17 protein-coding genes are annotated in these 20,491 nt (G+C 40.6%); 8 read left to right on the plus strand and 9 right to left on the minus strand.

The genetic code is table 11. From position 1 onward, the window contains the following. The first annotated feature begins 200 nt into the window (after window positions 1-200). Window positions 201-2,621 (plus strand): DUF5916 domain-containing protein, encoded by a 2,421-nt coding sequence (locus tag ACTJKC_RS08565; RefSeq protein ID WP_440791101.1) that lies wholly within the window; start codon window positions 201-203, stop codon window positions 2,619-2,621. A 159-nt stretch (window positions 2,622-2,780) separates the two neighbouring features. Here the strand turns inward: ACTJKC_RS08565 and ACTJKC_RS08570 are convergent, their stop codons facing one another. Further along, the gene (locus ACTJKC_RS08570) at window positions 2,781-3,770 is read right to left on the minus strand and encodes a helix-turn-helix domain-containing protein (RefSeq protein WP_440791103.1); all 990 of its coding nucleotides are present in this window, start codon (window positions 3,768-3,770) and stop codon (window positions 2,781-2,783) included. A gap of 96 nt (window positions 3,771-3,866) precedes the next feature. On the opposite strand from ACTJKC_RS08570, the gene ACTJKC_RS08575 reads away from it, so the two are divergent. Then, window positions 3,867-4,598, plus strand: a complete 732-nt coding sequence (locus ACTJKC_RS08575) for a hypothetical protein (protein ID WP_440791105.1) — start codon at window positions 3,867-3,869, stop codon at window positions 4,596-4,598. Between the two features lie 2 nt (window positions 4,599-4,600). On the opposite strand, the gene ACTJKC_RS08580 is transcribed toward ACTJKC_RS08575, so the two are convergent. From ACTJKC_RS08580 to ruvX, 7 genes are all read right to left on the minus strand, one after another. Next, window positions 4,601-5,605: a DUF3078 domain-containing protein gene (locus ACTJKC_RS08580; protein ID WP_440791107.1), complete on the minus strand. Its 1,005-nt coding sequence runs from the start codon at window positions 5,603-5,605 to the stop codon at window positions 4,601-4,603. A gap of 93 nt (window positions 5,606-5,698) precedes the next feature. Further along, a complete protein-coding gene (locus ACTJKC_RS08585; RefSeq protein ID WP_344851434.1) occupies window positions 5,699-6,022 on the minus strand; it encodes a hypothetical protein in 324 nt (107 codons plus the stop codon). Continuing rightward, window positions 6,019-6,771: a hypothetical protein gene (locus tag ACTJKC_RS08590; RefSeq protein WP_440791110.1), complete on the minus strand. Its 753-nt coding sequence runs from the start codon at window positions 6,769-6,771 to the stop codon at window positions 6,019-6,021. Before ACTJKC_RS08590 ends, ACTJKC_RS08585 begins: the two co-directional genes overlap by 4 nt. Before the next feature lie 48 nt (window positions 6,772-6,819). After that, a complete protein-coding gene (locus ACTJKC_RS08595; protein ID WP_440791112.1) occupies window positions 6,820-7,662 on the minus strand; it encodes a glucosaminidase domain-containing protein in 843 nt (280 codons plus the stop codon). 175 nt (window positions 7,663-7,837) lie between these two features. Next, the gene (locus ACTJKC_RS08600) at window positions 7,838-8,512 is read right to left on the minus strand and encodes a glucosaminidase domain-containing protein (protein WP_440791114.1); all 675 of its coding nucleotides are present in this window, start codon (window positions 8,510-8,512) and stop codon (window positions 7,838-7,840) included. A gap of 160 nt (window positions 8,513-8,672) precedes the next feature. Then, a complete protein-coding gene (locus tag ACTJKC_RS08605) occupies window positions 8,673-9,311 on the minus strand; it encodes an O-methyltransferase (RefSeq protein ID WP_440791116.1) in 639 nt (212 codons plus the stop codon). Between the two features lie 7 nt (window positions 9,312-9,318). Beyond that, a complete protein-coding gene (gene ruvX / locus ACTJKC_RS08610; RefSeq protein WP_344851439.1) occupies window positions 9,319-9,735 on the minus strand; it encodes a Holliday junction resolvase RuvX in 417 nt (138 codons plus the stop codon). Between the two features lie 534 nt (window positions 9,736-10,269). Between ruvX and ACTJKC_RS08615 the strand changes: the two genes are divergently transcribed. The 5 genes from ACTJKC_RS08615 to ACTJKC_RS08635 all read left to right on the plus strand — a co-directional run bounded on the left by ACTJKC_RS08615 (window position 10,270) and on the right by ACTJKC_RS08635 (window position 16,433). After that, window positions 10,270-11,418, plus strand: coding sequence for a DNA polymerase III subunit (locus tag ACTJKC_RS08615; protein ID WP_440791118.1), 1,149 nt, complete (start codon window positions 10,270-10,272; stop codon window positions 11,416-11,418). Window position 11,419: 1 nt separating this feature from the next. After that, a complete protein-coding gene (gene ricT, locus ACTJKC_RS08620; protein ID WP_440791120.1) occupies window positions 11,420-12,949 on the plus strand; it encodes a regulatory iron-sulfur-containing complex subunit RicT in 1,530 nt (509 codons plus the stop codon). Next, window positions 12,918-13,409 carry a gliding motility lipoprotein GldH gene (locus tag ACTJKC_RS08625; protein ID WP_440791122.1) on the plus strand — a complete coding sequence of 164 codons (492 nt, stop codon included), beginning with the start codon at window positions 12,918-12,920 and terminating at the stop codon, window positions 13,407-13,409. The genes ricT and ACTJKC_RS08625 overlap by 32 nt, the downstream gene beginning before the upstream one ends. 165 nt (window positions 13,410-13,574) lie before the next feature. Then, window positions 13,575-14,054, plus strand: a complete 480-nt coding sequence (locus ACTJKC_RS08630) for a carboxypeptidase-like regulatory domain-containing protein (RefSeq protein ID WP_440791124.1) — start codon at window positions 13,575-13,577, stop codon at window positions 14,052-14,054. A gap of 24 nt (window positions 14,055-14,078) precedes the next feature. Beyond that, window positions 14,079-16,433, plus strand: coding sequence for a TonB-dependent receptor plug domain-containing protein (locus ACTJKC_RS08635; protein ID WP_440791420.1), 2,355 nt, complete (start codon window positions 14,079-14,081; stop codon window positions 16,431-16,433). Between the two features lie 122 nt (window positions 16,434-16,555). Here the strand turns inward: ACTJKC_RS08635 and ACTJKC_RS08640 are convergent, their stop codons facing one another. After that, entirely contained in the window at window positions 16,556-17,857 is a 1,302-nt protein-coding gene (locus tag ACTJKC_RS08640; protein ID WP_440791126.1) for a UDP-N-acetylmuramoyl-tripeptide--D-alanyl-D-alanine ligase, read from the minus strand. Between the two features lie 84 nt (window positions 17,858-17,941). On the opposite strand from ACTJKC_RS08640, the gene ACTJKC_RS08645 reads away from it, so the two are divergent. Then, window positions 17,942-20,437 carry a M14 family metallopeptidase gene (locus ACTJKC_RS08645; RefSeq protein ID WP_440791128.1) on the plus strand — a complete coding sequence of 832 codons (2,496 nt, stop codon included), beginning with the start codon at window positions 17,942-17,944 and terminating at the stop codon, window positions 20,435-20,437. The last annotated feature ends 54 nt before the right edge of the window (window positions 20,438-20,491 follow it).

The following is a 20,491-nucleotide window of genomic DNA, read 5'->3' on the forward strand; positions in this document are numbered from 1 at the left end:
GCCGCGGGGCAAAAAGCTACTTGGTTTTTAATAAAAGGCAAATGTATCAAATTTTGCTTGTAAATCGCTGCACCTCAAAGTCAAAAATCTTTTTTTGAAAGTGAGCGGTTAAATTACTGAGTGACTTAAATTTTATGTTTTTTTCTTTAGGTGCAACATTTTGTTCCCGGTATAGTCTTATACCTGATTAACCTAAACAAATGAAACGCTGTATCCTCCCTGTTTTAATATTTTTATGTACTTTCTGTAAGGCGCAGGATATTTCTAAACAAAAGCATTTAGATGCTAAAAGGACACTACAGACTCCTAAAATTGATGGTGTTTTGGATGATGAATGCTGGAATAATGTACCTGTTGCCACTGATTTTATACAAATAAGGCCAAATCCCGGAAAAATTGAAACGCAGGATAGGCGCACCGAAATGAAAGTGCTTTATGATGATGTTGCCATTTACGTGTACGCCCGGATGTACGATCATCCTGATAGTGTTTCGCACGAGTTGGTTTCGAGGGATAACATTGGCAATGCTGATTTTATTTCAATCATTGTAGATCCTTTTTACGATAAAATGAACGGAAACGGATTTTTTGTTACCGCTGCGGGTGTTCAGTTTGATGCTAAATACTCGCAGGTAGGTGATGAAGATGCCAACTGGAACGCGGTGTGGGAAAGTGCAGTTAAACTGGATGATAAAGGCTGGACCTGCGAAATGAAAATCCCCTACTCCGCATTGCGTTTCTCTGGCAAAGATATTCAAAACTGGGGCCTTAATTTTAGCCGAAGGATACAGCGGAGCAATACCCAAACCTTTTGGAACTTTGTTGATCCTAAAGTGAATGGTTTTATCAATCAGGAAGGGCTTTGGACGGGTATAAAAGATATCAAGCCACCTTTAAGGTTATCTTTTTCGCCCTATATTTCGGCCTACGTAAACCATTATCCTGCTAATTTACCGGGAGTAAAAAATACAACCTCGCGCTTTAACGGCGGGATGGATGTAAAATACGGCATTAACAACAGTTTTACCCTCGATATGACTTTGGTGCCCGATTTCGGTCAGGTACAATCTGATAACCGGATCCTTAACCTTACCCCTTTTGAGGTAAAATTTAACGAAAACCGTCAGTTTTTTACCGAAGGAACCGAACTTTTTAACAAAGGCGATCTTTTTTATTCCAAGCGGATCGGTTCTATCCCATCTTATTACGATTACAGCGGAGTGGGCAGCGATAAAATTATAAAAGATCAAACCGAAGCTAAAGTACTAAATGCCACCAAAATTTCTGGCCGGACGGCAAAGGGCCTGGGTATCGGGATTTTTAACGCCGTTACCAATAGCATGGAAACCGAAGTGGAAGATGCTCAGGGTAACCTCCGTATGGTAGAAACCCAGCCGCTTACCAATTATAACATTTTGGTTTTCGATCAGTCGTTAAAAAATAACAGTTCGGCAACATTTATCAATACCAATGTTTTAAGGCGGGGTTCGGCTTATGATGCCAATGTAACGGCCCTGCTGTTTAACTTAAACAATAAAGGCAATGAATATTTTGTTAACGGCGCGGCCAAAATGAGCTATTTACAAGGTAAAGAAAGCAGTACCGGATATAGTTACGGGCTTAAGTTTGGCAAGCAGAGCGGTAATTTCCTCTGGAGTTATTCGCAGCAATACGCTGATGATAAATTCGATCCGTCTGATTTAGGCTTTTTTACCAACAACAATTTTTTAGATCAGGTAGCAGAATTACATTACAATATCTATAAACCAGGCAGCTGGTACAATCAGCTGTTAAGCTATTTTAGCGTTTTATACTCGCGCAGGGCCATGCCGGGCAGCTTTCAAACTTTTTCGGTAGAAGGCGGACCTTACGTTCAATTCAAAAACCTGTGGTCGGCAGAAGTAAACGGTATTTATACCGCAGCAAAAAACGATTTCTACGAATCGAGAAACGGGCAGGTATATAAAGCACCCGAAAGCTATAGTTTCGTTTTATATATTAACCCTAACCGTGCAAAAGCCTATAATTTTGGCGGCAACATCCGTTACAGGGAACAGGAACTTTTTAAGGGCAGGGAATATAATTTTTACTTTTTCCAAAACCTGCGGTTAAATGATAAAATCGCCTTTGGTTTAGACCTTAATTTTAATCCCAATTACAATTATGTAAACTGGGTAACGGCACAGGGCGATAAAGCCATTTTTTCTAAATACGACCGCCGGACGGTTGAAAACTCCTTCGATGCTAAATATACTTTTACTAATTTAATGGGCTTTACGGTGGTATTGAGGCACTATTGGAGCGATAGAAGGAATAAAGAGTATTTTATGCTCAAACCTGATGGCAATTTAACAGATTATACCGGAGCGCCGCTAAACGGACTGGACAGAAATTACAACGTGTTCAACATCGATTTAATTTATACCTGGCAGTTTGCCCCTGGCAGCACACTATCTGTTTCTTATAAAGATGCTGCAGAAACTTACGATACCTATTACACGCAACGTTATAATAAAAACCTGAGCGGGATTTTAAATGCGCCACAAAATAACAGCCTTTCGGTTAAGGTTTTGTATTATGTAGATTATCTTGATCTGAAAAAGAAAAGAAAAAAGGTTTAAATAGATTTAACTCCATTTCCTGGCCCTGGGTTTAAACCCAACGCCAGGAATAACGTTCAAAGACTAAAGACTAAAGACTAAAGACTAAAGACTAAAGACTAAAAACTAAAGACTAAAGACTAAAGCCTGGGGACTCCAAACTTTAAACTCCCAACTAAATCAACGCGCTTTCCCCGGACTTATCCCAAATTTCTTGCTAAAAGCATTACTGAAATGTTGTACCGAAGAATAACCCAGCTCGTCTGAAATGTTTTTAATGTCTTTACTGCTATCAGCGAGGAGTTCTTTGGCTTTCATCAGTTTATAATCGCTCAGATAACCAAAAACGGTATTTTTAAACACTTCCTTAAAGCCATGTTTCAGTTTAAACTCATTTATACCTGCAGTTTTGGCCAGTTCGGTTAAAGATGGAGGATGATTTGCATTGGCCAGCAGGTATTCTCTTGCATAATAGATGCGATCTTTATCGTAAGCCGATTTTATTGCCGGGTTTACTGTTTTTTTAGCAGCCTCCTCAAAAGCCTGTGCCTGTAAGGCCAAAAGCTCCAGGCATTTAGATTGAAGGAATAATAATTTTAATCCACCCGTAAACTGGCAGTTCATAATATCATTAATGCAGCTATGCATGGCCAGGCTGATCGGCAGGTTTTCTGATGAAATTTCTACCGAACGGTTGTTCATAATGTTTTCGGCAAAATTCTTTAACAGTGTGCTGCTTTCGCTGGTTAAATCAATAAAACGTGCCCTTTCAAAATTTACTTCGAAAAATTTATGCCGGCCTCCGGTATCAAACTCGGCCATGCCATCAAAATCAGGGCTGTAAATAATGTTATGCTGGTTCGCTTTAATATCCAGTCGTTTATTGGTGAGGTAATTCTCCATGATGCCACCGCCAGTGAGCGCAAAGTGGAGTTCTACCATATCGGGTTCATCAAAAGATTTAATGCGCAGGCGGCTCTGTTTCACCACCATATCGCCGTAAACAATGTAAATACCCGAAAAAGCGATCTGTACGATCTCTGCATCACCAAAAGGAAAACTGTATTTATCTCTCCTTTCGGTTACCAGTGGCTGATTAAATTGAGAAATGTCGAACTTACTTCCTACAACATAATATTTATCATCGCTATCGTAAATGTTTAAGGCCATAAAATCCTTTTGATATAAACTTTAATCCTTTTGATATAAAAAGATGCGTTTGTTAGACAACTACTTTTGTTCAAAGTTACTAAACAAAAGAATACGATGCCTAAATTACCTTCATGGCTGGCCAACACAATGGAAAAAGTGATCAGCAATAAAATATATCAAGTAGAAGTTGCAGAAACCAAAATGTTAAGCAGCAACTTAAAGTGTGTTACTTTTAAAGGCGATTTTTTTGATGCCAAATTTATTCCGGGAAACGAAGTGTTGTTAAGGGTGAATGCGAATGAATACAGGCATTACACTTTATCGGGCTTTGATGAAGCGCACGAAACCTGTGAGGTGATTTTTTACCTGAACAGACAGGGGCCGGGCCATCATTTGGCCGTAAATATTCAAAAAGGCGACCGTTTAAAACTGATTGTAGACCGTGCGAAGGTAAAATATAACGAAGCCTCTAATCAGCATTTCTTTTTTGGCGATGAAACCAGCCTTGGCTTATACGAATCGCTGGGTAAAAAAGTGATGGAAGAAGATGTAGAATATTTTGGCGTGCTGGAGCTTCAGGAAGAAAACCTGAATTCGGTTGAACACCTTAAATTATTAATTGATACCGTACCATCTGATGTGAATGCCCCGGCAAAAAATGCCATCACCTGGATGGATAATATGCATCCGCTGTGTTGGGAAATGTGGCAAAACGCTACGTTTTATCTCACAGGCAGGGCGAAATCGGTGCAGCAGTTTAAACGCTATCTAAAACAAAGAGGCGTAGGTTTCAGGCAGATTATTACCATGCCCTACTGGGAAATTGGCAAGGTTGGCGGCGGTTAACGCTACCTCGGGAAGGTAAACCCAAAACCGAGCGCCAGCGTTTGGTTGGCCTGGATTTTATTGGTGCCTGTATCATCATCAAATAACAATACGCCCGTTAAACTGGTATTCATAAAACGGTTAATTTTTGCCGTTAAAGCAATATCCAGCCTGTGATCGATTTTACTGGCCTTAAAGTCCTTATAAGGTATAAACATGGCATACCTGGCCTTCAGGTTGGTATTGGTGAAAATATCTTTGTCAAAAGCACTTACAACCTGAAAAGCCAGTTCGTTTTTAAACTTTTTGCCTTTTTCTACCGCATAAACCTCGTTTTTACTGTCGTAAACCGCAGTATCAAGAACAAAAGTTTGTCGCGCTGTACCTGTACCAATACGGGTTGAGAAATATTTAACTGGTTTATACTCAAAACCGATTGATTCTGTTAAATAGCCTGGTGCCATAAATTTTGAGATCAAAACCTGCTGTTCATCTCCATTACCATCCCTATAATACCTGAAACCTTTATCAAACTGAGATTCGAAACTTACCGATCCGAAAAAATACCAGCTTTTAGAAAGTTGAAAAGAAGCCTTGTTATCCCAAAAAATACGGTCGTTGGTTTTCTTTTGCAGCTGATCTTTGTTTTTAATCTTGCCGTACTGCAAAACCACCTCGCTCACGTAGCTATAACTGTTTTTATTATATTCTGCTTTCCAGTTAACCAAACCGCCAACGGCTACCGAGTTGGTACCTCCACCCTTCCAGTTATTGCTAAACTGTGCCTGGTTTACATTAATACCGATACTGGTTTTGGTTTTCCAGTAATTAATCTTTGCATTAACCACCAAAGGTTTAATTTTTACCGGTTCAAAGTTTAACGGGCCCTGTCTGCTTGGCAGCGGACTGCGTTTCAACTTTATGTTCAGGTCTTTGGTATTGATAGGAATAGTATCAATTTCCTGTGCATGTAATTGGATAGAGCAGAAACTTATAATCAGGATAATAGCAGCTAAACAGTTCTTCATTATTACAAAGAAAAAGAAAAATTTTAGAGATAAAAAGCATTTAACGAAATGATTGTCTGATTGCCAATTGAACCTGAAGCATAAACAGTCCCATCAGATCGATCTGATCCAGCCATACCAATTGCCTTTTTTAAGGTAGTGGAGGTCGGTTTCATGATCGTAGGCTTCCTTTTCAAAAATGATGTTCCGGTAAGCTAAATCGTGGTTTTGGTACCTGAAAAGGTTAATGAGGTAGTTAAAAAAATACAGGAGATAAAAAGGGAAAATGAGTAGTTCTAATTGCTGGCGCAGGTGGATTGTTTCATGGTTAATAATCTCCGGATCATTTTTAAGCCTTTCTGATTTTAGCAGAATAAACGGAAATATGGCCATGCCGGCTGCCGGAAGTTTTTTAACGATGATGATGGGCGCCCTCACAGCTTATCGATGGTTATTTTAGGTAATGGGGGCAATTGCAGTGCCTTAGGGTTTAATCTGTAGCTTTTATAAGCATTTCTGATGAACTGATTAAAAGAATAATCTGTCGCATCGAGCACAAACTGATAAGTGGGGCGGTATTGCTGCATAAAATCCGTCAGTTCGTCTCCCTGTATGCCCAATACCTGGCGCACTAAATTGGCATTAAAACGGTAATCGATTAAATCTTCCCGGTAGTCTTTTTCGAGGATTTTCTGCAGGTGACGGGCATTTCTTCCCTGCCTGCTTAACAGGTTGTAAATGGCATCAATACCCAAACCTACACCACCATTGCCCAGGTTTAGTAAATCTTTACTGCTGCCTTTCATGGTTTGGTAGCGGTATTCCTGTACATTTTTTTCATACAGTTGCTGCGGGGTTAAGCGTTTACGTTGAATTACAACATCGCGCAGCCTGATCCCTAAGGTTTTAAGCTGAAAATACATGGCGGTTTGCCCCTTAAAAAGCATGGTATCTACCCCATAACCCGATAATGCAGCCACTAAAGTATCACCAGGTATAGCGAAAGTGCTAAATTCTCCTTTTGTATTGTTGTATAAACCATCTCCGGTGCGGATATTGTAAATGTACACTTTGGCCAAACGCTGCTTGGTTTCTTTGTCAATTACGATTCCCTGCACAGGTTTTGTTTGTGCAAAAAGCAGCTTCGAGAGGCCTAAAAGGAGAATAAGGGTGAAAAAAAACTTCATCAGACTACAAAACTACAAATATCCGGCAGGCAATGTTTGTACTTAACATTATTTAACCTTAAGCACCTGCCCCAACTTGATTCCATCTGTAGTCATCTCGTTCAGCATTTTTAACTGATCTACCGTTAAGTTGAAGCGTTTTGCAATATTGTACAAAGTATCGCCCTTAACAACCGTATAGGTGCCATCTGCAAGAATTGGCTTTGCACCCGGAGGGGGCGTATCAACAGGTGTAAACTTAGCCTTTTCCTGCGGGATATTCTGGTTAATTTCTGTAAAAACCCTGTCCTCACGGGCAATTTTCTGCTTTTCGCTTTCAGGCTGATCGTATTGGTAAAGCTGGTATTTCTCTATGGTATTGATTAGCAAATCCGGGTATTTTGGGTTAGTGGCATATCCGGCTGTTTTTAGGCCCTGTGCCCAGCTTTTGTAGTCGTTTTTATCCAGCTGGAAAAGAAAACCATAACGTTTACGCTTTAAAAATTCAGAATGATCCCTGAACGATTCGCGTGCATCTTTATATACCCTGAAGCAATCGTTTTTCTGGTCGTCATCGCGGAAATAATTTTTTCCCTTCCATTCTGAAGTACATTTAATGCCGAAATGGTTGTTGGCATATTTGGCTAAATCGCTGTTACCGCTCCCCGATTCTAAAATGCCCTGTGCAAGGGTAATACTTGCCGGAATACCCGCCGAGTTCATTTCTTCTATTGCTACACCTTTAAACTCGTCGATATAACTTAAAGTATTATAGCTTTTGTACGAGTTGTTATTGGCTTTATCGGCTGCTTTTTCGATCTGTTTATTGTTTTTCGAAAATTTCCTTGAACCACATGAGCTCAAAAAAACAAGGATTGCCGCTAATAGAATAAAATGGTTGGATGAACGCATATGGGGTTTAATTGTTTAAATCGGTTGTTAAATATGGTTAACTGTTTAAATTGGTTAATTGGTTAACTGTGGAATGCAAATTGGATAAGGGTTAACTGTTTAAATTGGTTAATCGGTTAACTGGTTAACTGTGAGCTGCAAATTAGACTTAAGACTCATGACTATGGACTTAAGACTAAAATTTAATCTTCTGTCCTGGTTTTAAATTGGCCTTTTTAATGCCGTTTTTCTGCATCAGTTTTTTTACCGTTGTACCTTTCTTTTTGGCGATGATACTTAAATTATCGCCTGATTTTACAGTATAGGTTTTTGTTCTTCTGCTCCTCGTGCGGTGACGTACCGGGGTGGCGTAAACAGGCTCCTCGTATCCTTCAGGCCTTTCGTCGTATTGGTAAAGCTCGTATTTTTTAATGAGCCCGATAACCTGACTGGCCCAGCTTCTGCTGCTGGCGTAACCGCAGCGGCGGATGCCATAAGTCCAGCCTTTATAATCGTATTGATCGTATTTGGCAAAAAGGTTATTGAAAGGCTCCCGCGTTTCCATAATCTCTACAAAATGGCTGTAAGATTCGTCTGCATTTAAATAATCGCGGTACGAAGAACGGATTTCTGCATTATTGTTTGGCCCTTTTACACCAAAATGGTTATTGAGGTGCTGAGCAATTTTACTGTTTCCGGCACCCGATTCGTGTATGGCAACAGCTAAAATAACACTTGCCGGAATTTTATGATCATGCATTAAACCCTGGGCATATTCTGCATGCTCTGCAATATATTCTTCTGTGTCTTGCGCCCTGGCGATAATGCCAGATAGGAGCAGCAGACAAAAAGTAAAAATCTTCTTAGTCATGGTTAACTGTACAAATTGTTTAATTGGTTAACTTTACGATTAACCGGTTAAATAATTTAGCCGATCAATCTTTATATACTAAACGCTCTTTATTTCATTTTTTGGTTAATTGCTTACCGGCGTTCATTAATCAATTAACCGGTTAAAACAGTTTCTACAATTAACTCAGCTTCCTGATCACAAACAAACCATCGCGAACAGGCAATATCAATTTCTCAACCCGCTCATCTGCAGCTATTTTGTCATTAAAACTAGTAATATTTCTGGTGTCTTTGTCTTGTTTCTCCTGAAGTACTTTTCCACTCCACAGTACATTATCCACAATGATAATTCCGCCCGGGCGTACGCGGTCAAAAATCAGGTCGTAATAAGTGCCGTTATTTTTCTTATCCGCATCAATAAAAACAATGTCGAAAACTTCGTCTAAACCGGCTATTGTTTTGGTGGCATCGCCAAGGATATAATTAATCTGATCGTTATATGTTGATTTTGCAAAGTTGCTACGCACCATATCTTCCAGCTCCTCATTAATATCGAGGGTGTAAAGCAATCCGTCTTTAGTTAAACCTTCTGCCAGGCATAATGTAGCATATCCGGTAAAAGTGCCGATTTCTAAAATCCTTTTAGGGGAAACCATTTTGCTGAGCATGCTTAAAACCCTGCCCTGGTAATGGCCGGAGAGCATCCGTGGCATTAAAACTTTAAGGTTGGTTTCGCGGTCTATTTGTTGCAATAGTTCGCTTTCTGGCTCGCAGTAGGCAATTAATAAATCTTGTAAATCGTCGGTTATCAGGCTCATTTGTTGGTTATAAACGGTTACTTTCCATAAAATATTGTAAAATGATGGTTGCAGCAATAGTATCAACCCGGTCTTTGTCTCTTCGGTCCATCTTTTTTAAACCACTTTGCATAATGGCCTGATGGGCAAGTTTAGAGGTAAAACGCTCGTCAACCCAGTGCCTGGGGATATCAGGGAATGATTTTTTTAACAGCGTGGCAAAACCCTTTACATGTTGTGCAGAATCAGAAGGCGAACCATCCATTTGTTTAGGGTCGCCGAGTACAAAAGCTTCTACCTGCTCGGTAAGCATATATTTTTTAACGTATTCAATCGCATCTTTCGGGTGTACCGTATCCAGTCCTGTTGCAATAATCTGCAAAGGATCGGTTACCGCAATACCGATGCGTTTTGTTCCGTAATCAAATGCGAGGATCCGTGCCATACAAGTTAAGCGTTGGGTGTTTGGCGTAAAGCGTTACCACCGTTAAAAAAATAAAAGCACAAAGGTAAGGTTTTTGAAATAATCGGTAAATTTACAGGTAATATGCTGTTAGCGTGTGTGTTATTGTCTTAAAAAGTTGTTATGTTTATTTTTTTGGAAAACCAAAACCTGTAGTACTTGGGTATGTTGGTCCTGCTTTATGCTTTAGCTCTCATGCTTCGGGGCTGCCGCTTCCATCAGGTTTAGTTGATGCAGGCCGGTGCAGTTTGTGTAAAGTTACAGCGTGCACTATTTGATGTTCCCTAAGAATCACCAGCTTTGTTAAATAAACCTGATAGGACGGAAAGCCCGGAGCGAAGTATGAGTGAGGACTTGGAGGGATAGCAGGGCTGAACCTGCCATTAAAACGGAACCTTTCATTTCCAAAAAATATGTTGCTGATGATTCGTCTAAGCCTCACCGTTTTTGTACTCAAAACGTAAGATCATGATCACGAATGTGTGAATATCATATCTATTTCTTATTTTGCACCAAATGCAGTTTAAAGAAATCATAGGACAGGAAAGAGTAAAGCAACAATTGGTGCAAACGGTTAAAGAAAACCGGATTAGCCATGCGCAGCTGTTTTTGTCGCCTGCCGGTTCGGGTGCGGTGCCGCTGGCCATTGCCTATGCGCAGTACATCAATTGCCTCGATAAAGGTGGAAATGATAGCTGCGGCGAATGCTCGAGCTGCAGAAAATACGAGCGTTTAATACATCCCGACCTGCATTTCTCTTATCCGTTTTTTGCTTCCGCCAGTGTAAAAACCGCGGTAGATGTACTGGAAGAATGGCGCGCTATGTTAATGCAGGATCCTTATTTTGATATGGATATCTGGCGTTCCAAACTCGATGCCGCCAATAAACAGGCTAATATCAACATCGCCGAATGCCACGACATTATTAAAAAACTGAGTTATAAAGCTTTTGAAGCAGAAACCAAGGTTTTAATTATGTGGTTGCCCGAATATTTGGATAAGGCTGGTAACGCTTTGCTTAAATTAATCGAAGAACCACCAGCAAACACGCTGTTTATTTTAATCGCCCAAAGTCAGGACCAGATTTTAACCACCATATTATCCAGAACACAGATTGTGAAGATCCCGAAATTATCTTCAGAAGAAGTAACAGGATATTTATTAAACAGCAGTGGATTAAACGAAAACCAGGCCATTGATTATTCATTTTTGGCCGACGGAAATTTAATCGAGGCCAAAGCCTTGGCTGCCGATACGCAAAGTGATAGTTCGGGTACCTTTACGGCCTGGTTAAGGATGGGTTTCGGAAATAAAGTGCCGGATCTGATCGATTTTACCGACGATGCTGCGAAGTGGGGAAGAGAAAACCAAAAGAATTTTTTAAAGTATGGCGTAAATTATTTACGCGAATGCTGTTTAATTATAAGCGGTGCAGAAGAATTGGTGAAATTACCGCCTCTTACCTTCGAAACGGCGAAAAAGCTCAGTACACACGTGCTTACCTTGCCAATGGCTGAGGCCATAATAGGCGAGCTGGAGAAGGCACATTACCACATTGAAAGAAACGCGAACCCGAAAATTCTGTTTTTAGATGTATCTTTACAATTGGTAAAAATTATCAAGTTTAAAACGCTCCCCGCGGGGACTCAATATATATACAATTAATATGGGATGTGGAAGTTGTTCAACAGGTGGTGGTTGCACCCCTAATGGATGCAAAAGTAATGGCTCATGTGGCACCGGTGGTTGCCAGACAATGGAAGTTCACGATTGGCTGTCTAATTTAGATATGCCTTCTAATTATAAACCTTTTCAGGTTACCGAAATCAAGTTTAAAGGCTCACGCAAAGAGTTTTTCCTTAATAACGACAACATTTACCTCGAAATCGGGGAACTTGTAGCCGTTGAGGGACCAACAGGTGGTTTCGATGTAGGGCACGTTTCGCTTACCGGCGAGCTGGTACGTATCCAGATGAAACGCCGCAAAACGGCACTCGATCAGGTTACTAAAAAAATCTACCGTAAAGCTACTGAAGCCGATGTAGAAAAATGGAATGCCGCAAAAGGGATGGAATGGGAAACCATGCACAAAGCCCGTAAACTGGCATTGGATTTACGTTTGCAGATGAAAATCAGCGATGTAGATTATCAGGCCGATAAAACAAAAGCCACTTTCTTTTATACTGCCGATGGACGTGTAGATTTCCGCGAGCTGATTAAAAAAATGGCTGAGAGTTTCCGTATCCGTATTGAAATGCGCCAGATCGGGATGCGCCAGGAAGCTGGTCGCTTAGGCGGAATTGGTTCATGCGGGCGCGAATTATGCTGCTCTACCTGGCTAACCAACTTTAAAACGGTTTCTACAGCTGCGGCGCGTTATCAAAACTTATCTTTAAATACTTTAAAGCTTGCCGGCCAGTGCGGTAAATTAAAATGCTGCTTAAACTACGAGCTTGATACCTATCTGGATGCCTTAAAAGATATTCCCGATAGAATTGAAAACCTGGATACGGAGGCTGGTTACGCCCGTCACCAGAAGACCGATATTTTCAAAAAAATCATGTGGTTCAGTTACCAGGGCGATGAAAACTGGATTCCGGTTAAAGCTGCCCGCGTAAAAGAAATCATGGCGATGAACAAGGCTGGCAAAAAAGCGCCTAACCTGAAAGAGGAAGCCGTTCAGATTGCTGCGCCGGTTGTGGTAGAAAAATCGTTCGATTACGAAAATGTGGTGGGTCAGGATAGTTTAACCCGTTTGGACGAACGTTCACGCGGAAAAAATAACCAGAACAAAAACCAGAAAAATAACAGAAACAATCAGAACAGACGGGATAGAGTGCCCGCCGGAGAGAAGAATACGGGGCCTAATAACAGGCCACAGCCTCAACAAGGTGCACAGAAAGCTCAGCAAGGTGGAAAACCACAGCCTAACGGACCAAAACCACAACAAAATGGCGGTCAGCGTCCTCAACAAGCCGTGCCAAAACCTCAGCATGTTAATGGACCAAAACCTCAAAATAACAAACCAAAGCAGCAGCTACAGGCGCAAAAACCTGTTGTAAACGTAGAAGGAAGTGTTGCTGCAGAGGGAGCTAAGCCAGAACAGAGCAAAAATAAGAACAGAAATAATCGTAGGAAAAACAATAACCGCCGAAACAATAATAATGGCTCAGAAAATAAACCTGCTGCTGAATAAGAGACAAGTATTTTTGCTTGGTTTTTTATTGATTACTTCGCTATTTATTGGCTGTACTTCAAGCATAATAGATAGTAATGTAGAAATTGCCGACCGCAGGTGGACCTACCGTAACCATATTTCGACCCCCTTTGAGATTATGGATAATACCAAAGCCTATAATATTTATTTTAAGCTTAGGCATACTGCAGATTATAAATACGCTAATATTTTCATCCTTGCCCATTTTAAAGATGGCAAAAAGATGGAAACTAAGCGTTACCAATACAAACTGGCCAAAAACGATGGTGAATGGCTGGGCAGTGGATCAGGAAATGTGTTTAGTTATACCCTACCCTTATTAACTAACCATCGTTTCCCTCATAATGGTAAGTTTGAGATAGAAATTGAACAAAATATGCGCGACAACCCGCTTTTAGAGGTTAGCGATGTTGGTATTTTGGTTAATGCAGCCGAATAACTGTTTATTTTCTTGTTTAGAGTTTAATTTTCGCAATATTTTAGTCTTTTGTCTTAAATTACCTACATAAAAATTTTGTTTATGTAATATTCTGTTCTTTATCAGGCACTTGTTGTGTGAAACTTTGTAATAAATTTGTTATTATTGTTTATAAACCTATGAACTATGATAAAAATATTATTCAAAAACTCCCTGATCATCCTCCTTCTGTTCTTTTCTAATCATTTACTTGCCCAGGGCTTAAAGGGGAAAGTTACAGATTCTGCAGGATTAGCTATTCCAGGCGCTACCGTACAGGTAGTCGGCTCAAAAGTGGGTACCTCTTCGGATGGAAATGGCCTTTATGTCTTAAAATTTCCTTCGGCCGGAGCTTATAAAGTCCGGATTTCTTTTACCGGTTATCAGACAGCTGAAGTAGCGGTTCAGATTGATAATACCGTTAAAACAATGGATTTTGCTTTGCAGGATACCAAGGAACTGTTAAGTGATGTTGTTGTGGTAGGATCGAGGTCAACGCCGCGAACAAATATCGAAAGCGTGGTCCCTGTCGATCTGATTTCTACAAAAGACGTTAAAGTATTTGCACAGACCGATTTAACGCAGATTTTAAACTTTGTAGCACCATCTTTTAGTTCTAACCGGTAAACCGTTTCTGACGGTACCGATCATATCGATCCGGCATCTTTACGTGGTTTGGGGCCAGATCAGGTTTTGGTGCTGGTAAACGGAAAACGCAGGCATACCACCGCATTGGTAAACATTAACGGTACATTCGGTCGTGGTTCTGTTGGTACAGATTTAAACTCCATTCCGGTTTCGGCAATCGAACGGATCGAGGTTCTACGTGATGGTGCTGCGGCACAATATGGTTCTGATGCCATTGCCGGGGTAATTAACATTGTGTTAAAAAAGGTAACACCATATAGTTTCTCTACCTCTTTTGGTCAATCTTCATCAAATGCCCTGGGCCGCGATTTTAGCGACGGAAGGACTTTTCAGGTTGATTTTAGCAAAGGATGGGCATTTAAGAACGATAAAGGTTTTATCAATTTTGCAGCGCAGTACCTTCAACGCGGATATACCAATCGTGGTGGTTTAGATACCCGACCATTATTATATTCTGCAAGCCCAACCAAAGGCCCGACAGAAACCGAAGCTGCTTTTCAGGCCCGTTTTGCCAGTTTAAAAGCCGCTGATGATGCAAGGGCGGCCGCAAATGGTTTAGACAGAAATAATATGCGCGTGGGTAATTCTGATTCTAAAAACGGCGGCGGTTTCCTAAACGGACAGTTTAATTTTGGGAAAACCACCCAGTTGTACTATGCAGCAGGTTTTACCCATAAAACAGGAAGTGCTGCGGGTTTTTACCGCTTGCCAACGCAAACCACCCAGATAGATTTATCCATCTATCCTAACGGATTTTTGCCATTTATTGATACCAAAATCAACGATTATTCGTTTTCTGCTGGTTTAAGAGGTAAAATAGGCACATGGGATTACGACATCAGTAATACCAGTGGAGAAAATACCATAGCATTTAATATTAATAACACGGTAAACGCCTCTCTGCCAACCGGAACAAGCCCTACTTCGTTTTATGCCGGCGAGTTGCTGTTCAGGCAAAACACCAGTAACCTTGATATCAATAAAAAGCACACCTTTGATGGTGGTTTTTTAACTTCATTGAATACGGCCTTTGGTGGAGAATTCAGGATAGATAACTATCAGATCAAAGAAGGTGAGCTGTTATCCTATTCAAATGGCGGAAGATTAATCGGGACATCGCCTACCGCTTCCGGCGCACAGGTATTCCCTGGTTTTAAACCCAGCAATGCTTTGGATAAATCGCGACATAACGTTGGTGCTTATGCCGATTTTGAAGCTGAATTCGGACCAAGGGTAACTTTAGAAGCGGCAGGCCGGTATGAAAACTATAGCGATTTCGGATCGAATTTCTCTTACAAATTTACAGGTAAGGTTAAACTTTTTGGCGATGTTTCCATTCGCGGGGCTTATGCTACTGGCTTTAGGGCCCCATCCCTGCATCAGCAATATTTTAACAACGAAAGTACCCAGTTTGTAGGTACCAATGCTACGCAGGTTTTAACGGTAAATAATGCGAACCCTATTGTTGCACAGTTTGGTGTTGGCGCATTAAAACCTGAAATTTCCAGATCAGGAAGTTTAGGTTTGGCCGGTAAAATTGCCAAAACCTTTACGTTTACCATCGATGCTTATAACATTGATATCAGCGACCGGATTGTTTTCTCCAGTCAGTATGCGCGCGAGCGTTCAGGAGGCGTTTTAGTACCCACAGGTGTAGTAAACCAGATTTTAAATACCGTAGATCCATTGGCACAGATTAACAGTGTACAGTTTTTCACTAACGCCATTACGACCAATACCGCAGGAATCGATGTGGTATTGACCAATAGATTTAACCTGGGCGCAAAAAGCAGCCTGATTTTAAGTGTGGCGGGCAACGTAAATAAAACCGTGGTGAGAAGTATTCAGGGATCTGATAAAATTGAAAGCGACCCAACCTTAAAAGCGAAATTATTCGATCGTTTGGAGCGCTCGCGTTTCGAAAGTTCTGTGCCTAAAAATAAATTGAACATCACCGCAACATATAATGTGAATAAACTGTCGTTTGTTGCCAGAACGGTTCGTTTTGGTGAGGTTACCTATTTAAATGCCATCGACCCAAATATTCCTGCCAATGGTTTACCAACCCAGCTTGATCAAACTTTTGCTCCTAAATGGGTAACAGATTTCTCGGTGAGTTATGCAGCAGGTAAAAACTGGTCGGTTACTGTTGGTGCGAATAATATTTTTGATGTTTATCCGGATAAATTATACATCGATCCACGCGATAACCAAAATAACCTCAGCGGCAATCCTGCAAGCAATTATTCTGGAGGATTAGATAACACTTCCAACGGCAGGTTCTTATACCCAAGGGCAGTTAGCCAGTTTGGTTTTAGCGGCAGGTATGTTTATGGTAAAATTGCCTGTACATTTTAATGTTATCAGGCATTTTAGCCACAGGTGCACACAGATAAAGACGGATTTTATATCTGTGTGCATCCTTTTTATCTGTGGTAATTAATACCGGGCTTAAATCATTTCAGGCTAAAAGATTGACACTATAAGTACTGCAGCAAATTTTCCAGTTTCATTCCTCTTGATCCTTTTAACAATACCAAATGATTCTGAACCGGATTTTCCTGTAAAAAAGTAGCTGCTTCAGTTGGGGTTTCAAAGAAAATGCCTTTCACATTGTTTTTGTAGTGAAAAAAGTCTTTCCCGATGAAAATGATCTGATCTAAACCGCTTTTAGCTGCCTGTTTTGCAATTAATTCGTGCTGACCGGGAGATTCTGGCCCTAATTCGAACATGTCGCCCAAAATAGCGGTCTTTTTATCTGCAGATATCACGGAAATATTTTTTATGGCAGCGGCCATACTACTTGGATTGGCATTATAAAAATCGCAGATGACCGTGTTTTTTTCAGTTTTGGTGAGTTGCGAGCGGTTGTTTTTCGGCTGGTAGTTCGATAAACCTGTATTGATCTCTTCAGGGCTCATGTCAAAAAAATCTCCAATACAGATTGCCGCCAATATATTTTCGAAATTATAACTGCCCGTTAAATTGGTTTTTACAGACGATGAAACTTCATGATTGGTCCAGTGTATTTCGATAAAAGGATCGCTGCTTTTCAGTTCCCCTTTTATGGTATTGCCGTTTTCTGTTCCGTAATAAATCAGTTTGCTTAATCCGGCAATGGCACTCATTTCGAGTAAATTTGCATTATCGCGGTTAATAAAGGTATAGCCATTCGTTTGTTTCAGGTAGGCATAAAGTTCTGCCTTGCCTTTTTTTACACCTTCAAAGCCCCCGAAGCCATCTAAATGGGCCATACCCACATTGGTAATAATACCATGGGTGGGCTGTGCGATGGTGCAAAGCAACTCTATCTCCTTTTGGTGGTTGGCTCCCATTTCTATTACCGCAATCTGCACATCATTGGTGATGGATAAGATTGATAATGGAACACCGATGTGGTTATTTAAATTGCCAAAAGTGGCAAAGGTTTTATAACGTTCTGCTAAAACCGCATTTACCAGCTCTTTACTGGTGGTTTTACCATTACTGCCGGTTAAACCGATAACCGGGATATTAAGCTGTTTACGATGGTGGCGTGCCAGATCCTGTAAAGTACCAAGTACATCTTCAACCAGCAAACACTGAGCATTAACCGCATATTTTTCTTCGTCGATTATAGCATAGGCGGCTCCTTTTTCAATGGCCTGGGCAGCAAATTCATTAGCATTAAAAAGATCGCCTTTAAGCGCAAAAAATATACAACCTGGCGTAATGTTTCTCGTATCGGTAGAAATAACAGGGTTTTCCAGGTAGTAATCGTATAGTTTTTCGGTTGTAATCATGCTTATCGTAAAAAATATGATGTAAAATTAAGCTTTAGCAACAACAAAAAACAAAATTAGTACATTAGGTAAAAATATTTTAACATGAAGAGACTGTTAACGTTCTGCATAATCTCCCTTACCTCTGTTTTTTTTGTACAGGCACAGCTTAAATCTCCCGATGATTTTTTAGGTTATTCGCTTGGTTCACATTTTACACCACACCATAAAGTAGCCGAATATTTTAGGCAGATTGCTGCGGCAGCACCAAAAAACGTAAAACTGATAGAATATGGCAAAACCAACGAAGGCAGGCCTTTAATGGTGGCTATAGTTTCTGCTGCAGAAAATATAGATCAACTGGAACAGATCAGAAATAATAACCTGGCTTTAACAACAGGGACCAATACCAGTGTAAATTTAACTAAACAGCCTGGCCTGCTTTGGCTAAGTTATAATGTGCATGGCAACGAAGCAAACTCTACTGAAACTTCGATGAAAATGCTTTATACACTAGCTTCGGGCACAAATAAACCGGCTACAGAGTGGTTAAAAAATACCGTTGTGGTAATCGATCCCTGTTTAAACCCCGATGGAAGGGACCGTTATGTAAATTATTTTAACAGTGTGGTTGGAAAGATGCCTAATTCCGATCCTTCATCAAGAGAGCATATCGAACCCTGGCCGGGCGGAAGGCCAAACCATTATTATTTTGATTTAAACCGCGACTGGGCCTGGCAAACGCAAATTGAAAGCCAGCAAAGGCTGGCTTTATATAACCAGTGGATGCCACAGGTACATGTCGATTTTCATGAGCAGGGATATAACGAGCCTTATTATTTTGCACCTGCGGCAGAGCCTGTACATCAGGATATTACGCCATGGCAAAAAAGCTTTCAGGTGGTTGTGGGTAAAAACAATGCAAAATATTTTGATGCCGAAGGCTGGCAATACTTTACCAAAGAACGTTTCGATCTGCTTTACCCATCTTACGGCGATACTTATCCTTTATATAACGGATCAATTGGTATGACTTATGAGCAGGGCGGAATCAGGGCCGGATTATCGGTAGTAACCAACGATGGCGATACCTTAACCTTAAAAGATCGTATTGCGCATCATTTCACTACTGGAATGTCGACGCTCGAAGTAACCTCTTTAAACCATAATAAGCTTTTAGAAGAATACAAAAAATATTTCCAGCAGGAACTGGCCAATGCACCTGGTATTTATAAAAGTTATATTATTAAACCGACTAACCTGTCGCGGTTAAAAAAACTGGCTGAACTGTTAACGAAAAACAAGATCGAATTTGCCTATGGAGGCGATAAAGCCGGCCGGGCTTATGATTATGATACACAAAAGGAAGAAAATTATACCCTTGGCAGGAACGATCTGATCGTAAATGTTCAGCAATCAAGGGCTGTTTTGGCCAATGTTTTATTGGAGCCGCAAACATTTGTAACCGATTCTAATACTTATGATATTACGGCCTGGGCGCTCCCTTATGTATATGGATTAAAGGGTTATGCCAGTAAAGAGAGCATTAAAGGAAAATATGCTTCATTAGAAGAACCAAAAACGGTAAATACAGAAGTAGAGAAGCCATTGGCCTGGTTATTTACCTGGGGAACAAGTGAAGATGCCCATGTTTTAATCGCCCTGCAGAAAGAAAATATAAAAGTAAGGCAGGCAGATCAGCCTTTTTCGGTAAGCGGCAAAGATTATCCTGCCGGGACACTAATTGTGCTGCGTGCTGAAAATGAACGATCGGTTAAAGGTGTAAAAGATAAAGTTACTTTTATTGCCAAAATGCTCGATAAACCCGTTCAGGCGGTAAGCAGTGGCTTTGTAGAAAAAGGAAAGGATTTTGGTTCTAATGTTTATCCTTTACTAAAACAACCTAAAATTGCCATCGTATCAGGCATGGAGGTTTCTTCTTTGGCATTTGGAGAAGCCTGGTTTTACCTGGAGCATGACTTAAACCTTTCGCCGAGTATTATTAACGCTAAAGACATCAACAATTTAGACATTAATAAAATCAATACACTTATCCTGCCCGATGGAAGCTACAGTCCGTTTATTGGTGATGGCTTAACCGCCTGGTTAAATAAAGGAGGTAAGTTGATTTTAATGGAAGATGCCATTGAAAGTGTGCTGGAGAAAAAAGGATTTGATATTAAAAAGAAGGAAGCGGTTGTTAAAAAAGACGAAAAACCGGAAGCCAATAAACTTCTTTTTAAAGATAAGGACAGGGATGATTTCGAAACCACCATACCCGGGGCCATTTATAAAATTAACCTCGATGCCACTCACCCATTCTCTTATGGCCTGGGCAAAACTTATTATAGTTTAAAAACCGACCGCAAAATTTACGAACCTTTTGCTAAAGGCTGGAATGTTGGTTTAATTAATGATAAAAGCTTAATGGCAGGTGTAGTGGGTAAAAAAGCCCGCGAAGAACTTAAAACCGGATTACTCATCGGCGTGCAGGATTTTGGCCGCGGACAGGTGGTTTACCTCGCAAACGACCCCTTATTCAGAAATTTTTGGGAAGGTGGCAAAACGCTCTATGGCAATATTTTATTTTGTAGTTATTAGGATTTCACCTCAATAAAAACCGAAACGGCCTTGCAATTTGTAAGGCCGTTTTCT

The sequence above is a fragment of the Pedobacter sp. 22226 genome (assembly GCF_052045455.1).
GTDB classification, from domain to species: domain Bacteria; phylum Bacteroidota; class Bacteroidia; order Sphingobacteriales; family Sphingobacteriaceae; genus Pedobacter; species Pedobacter jeongneungensis.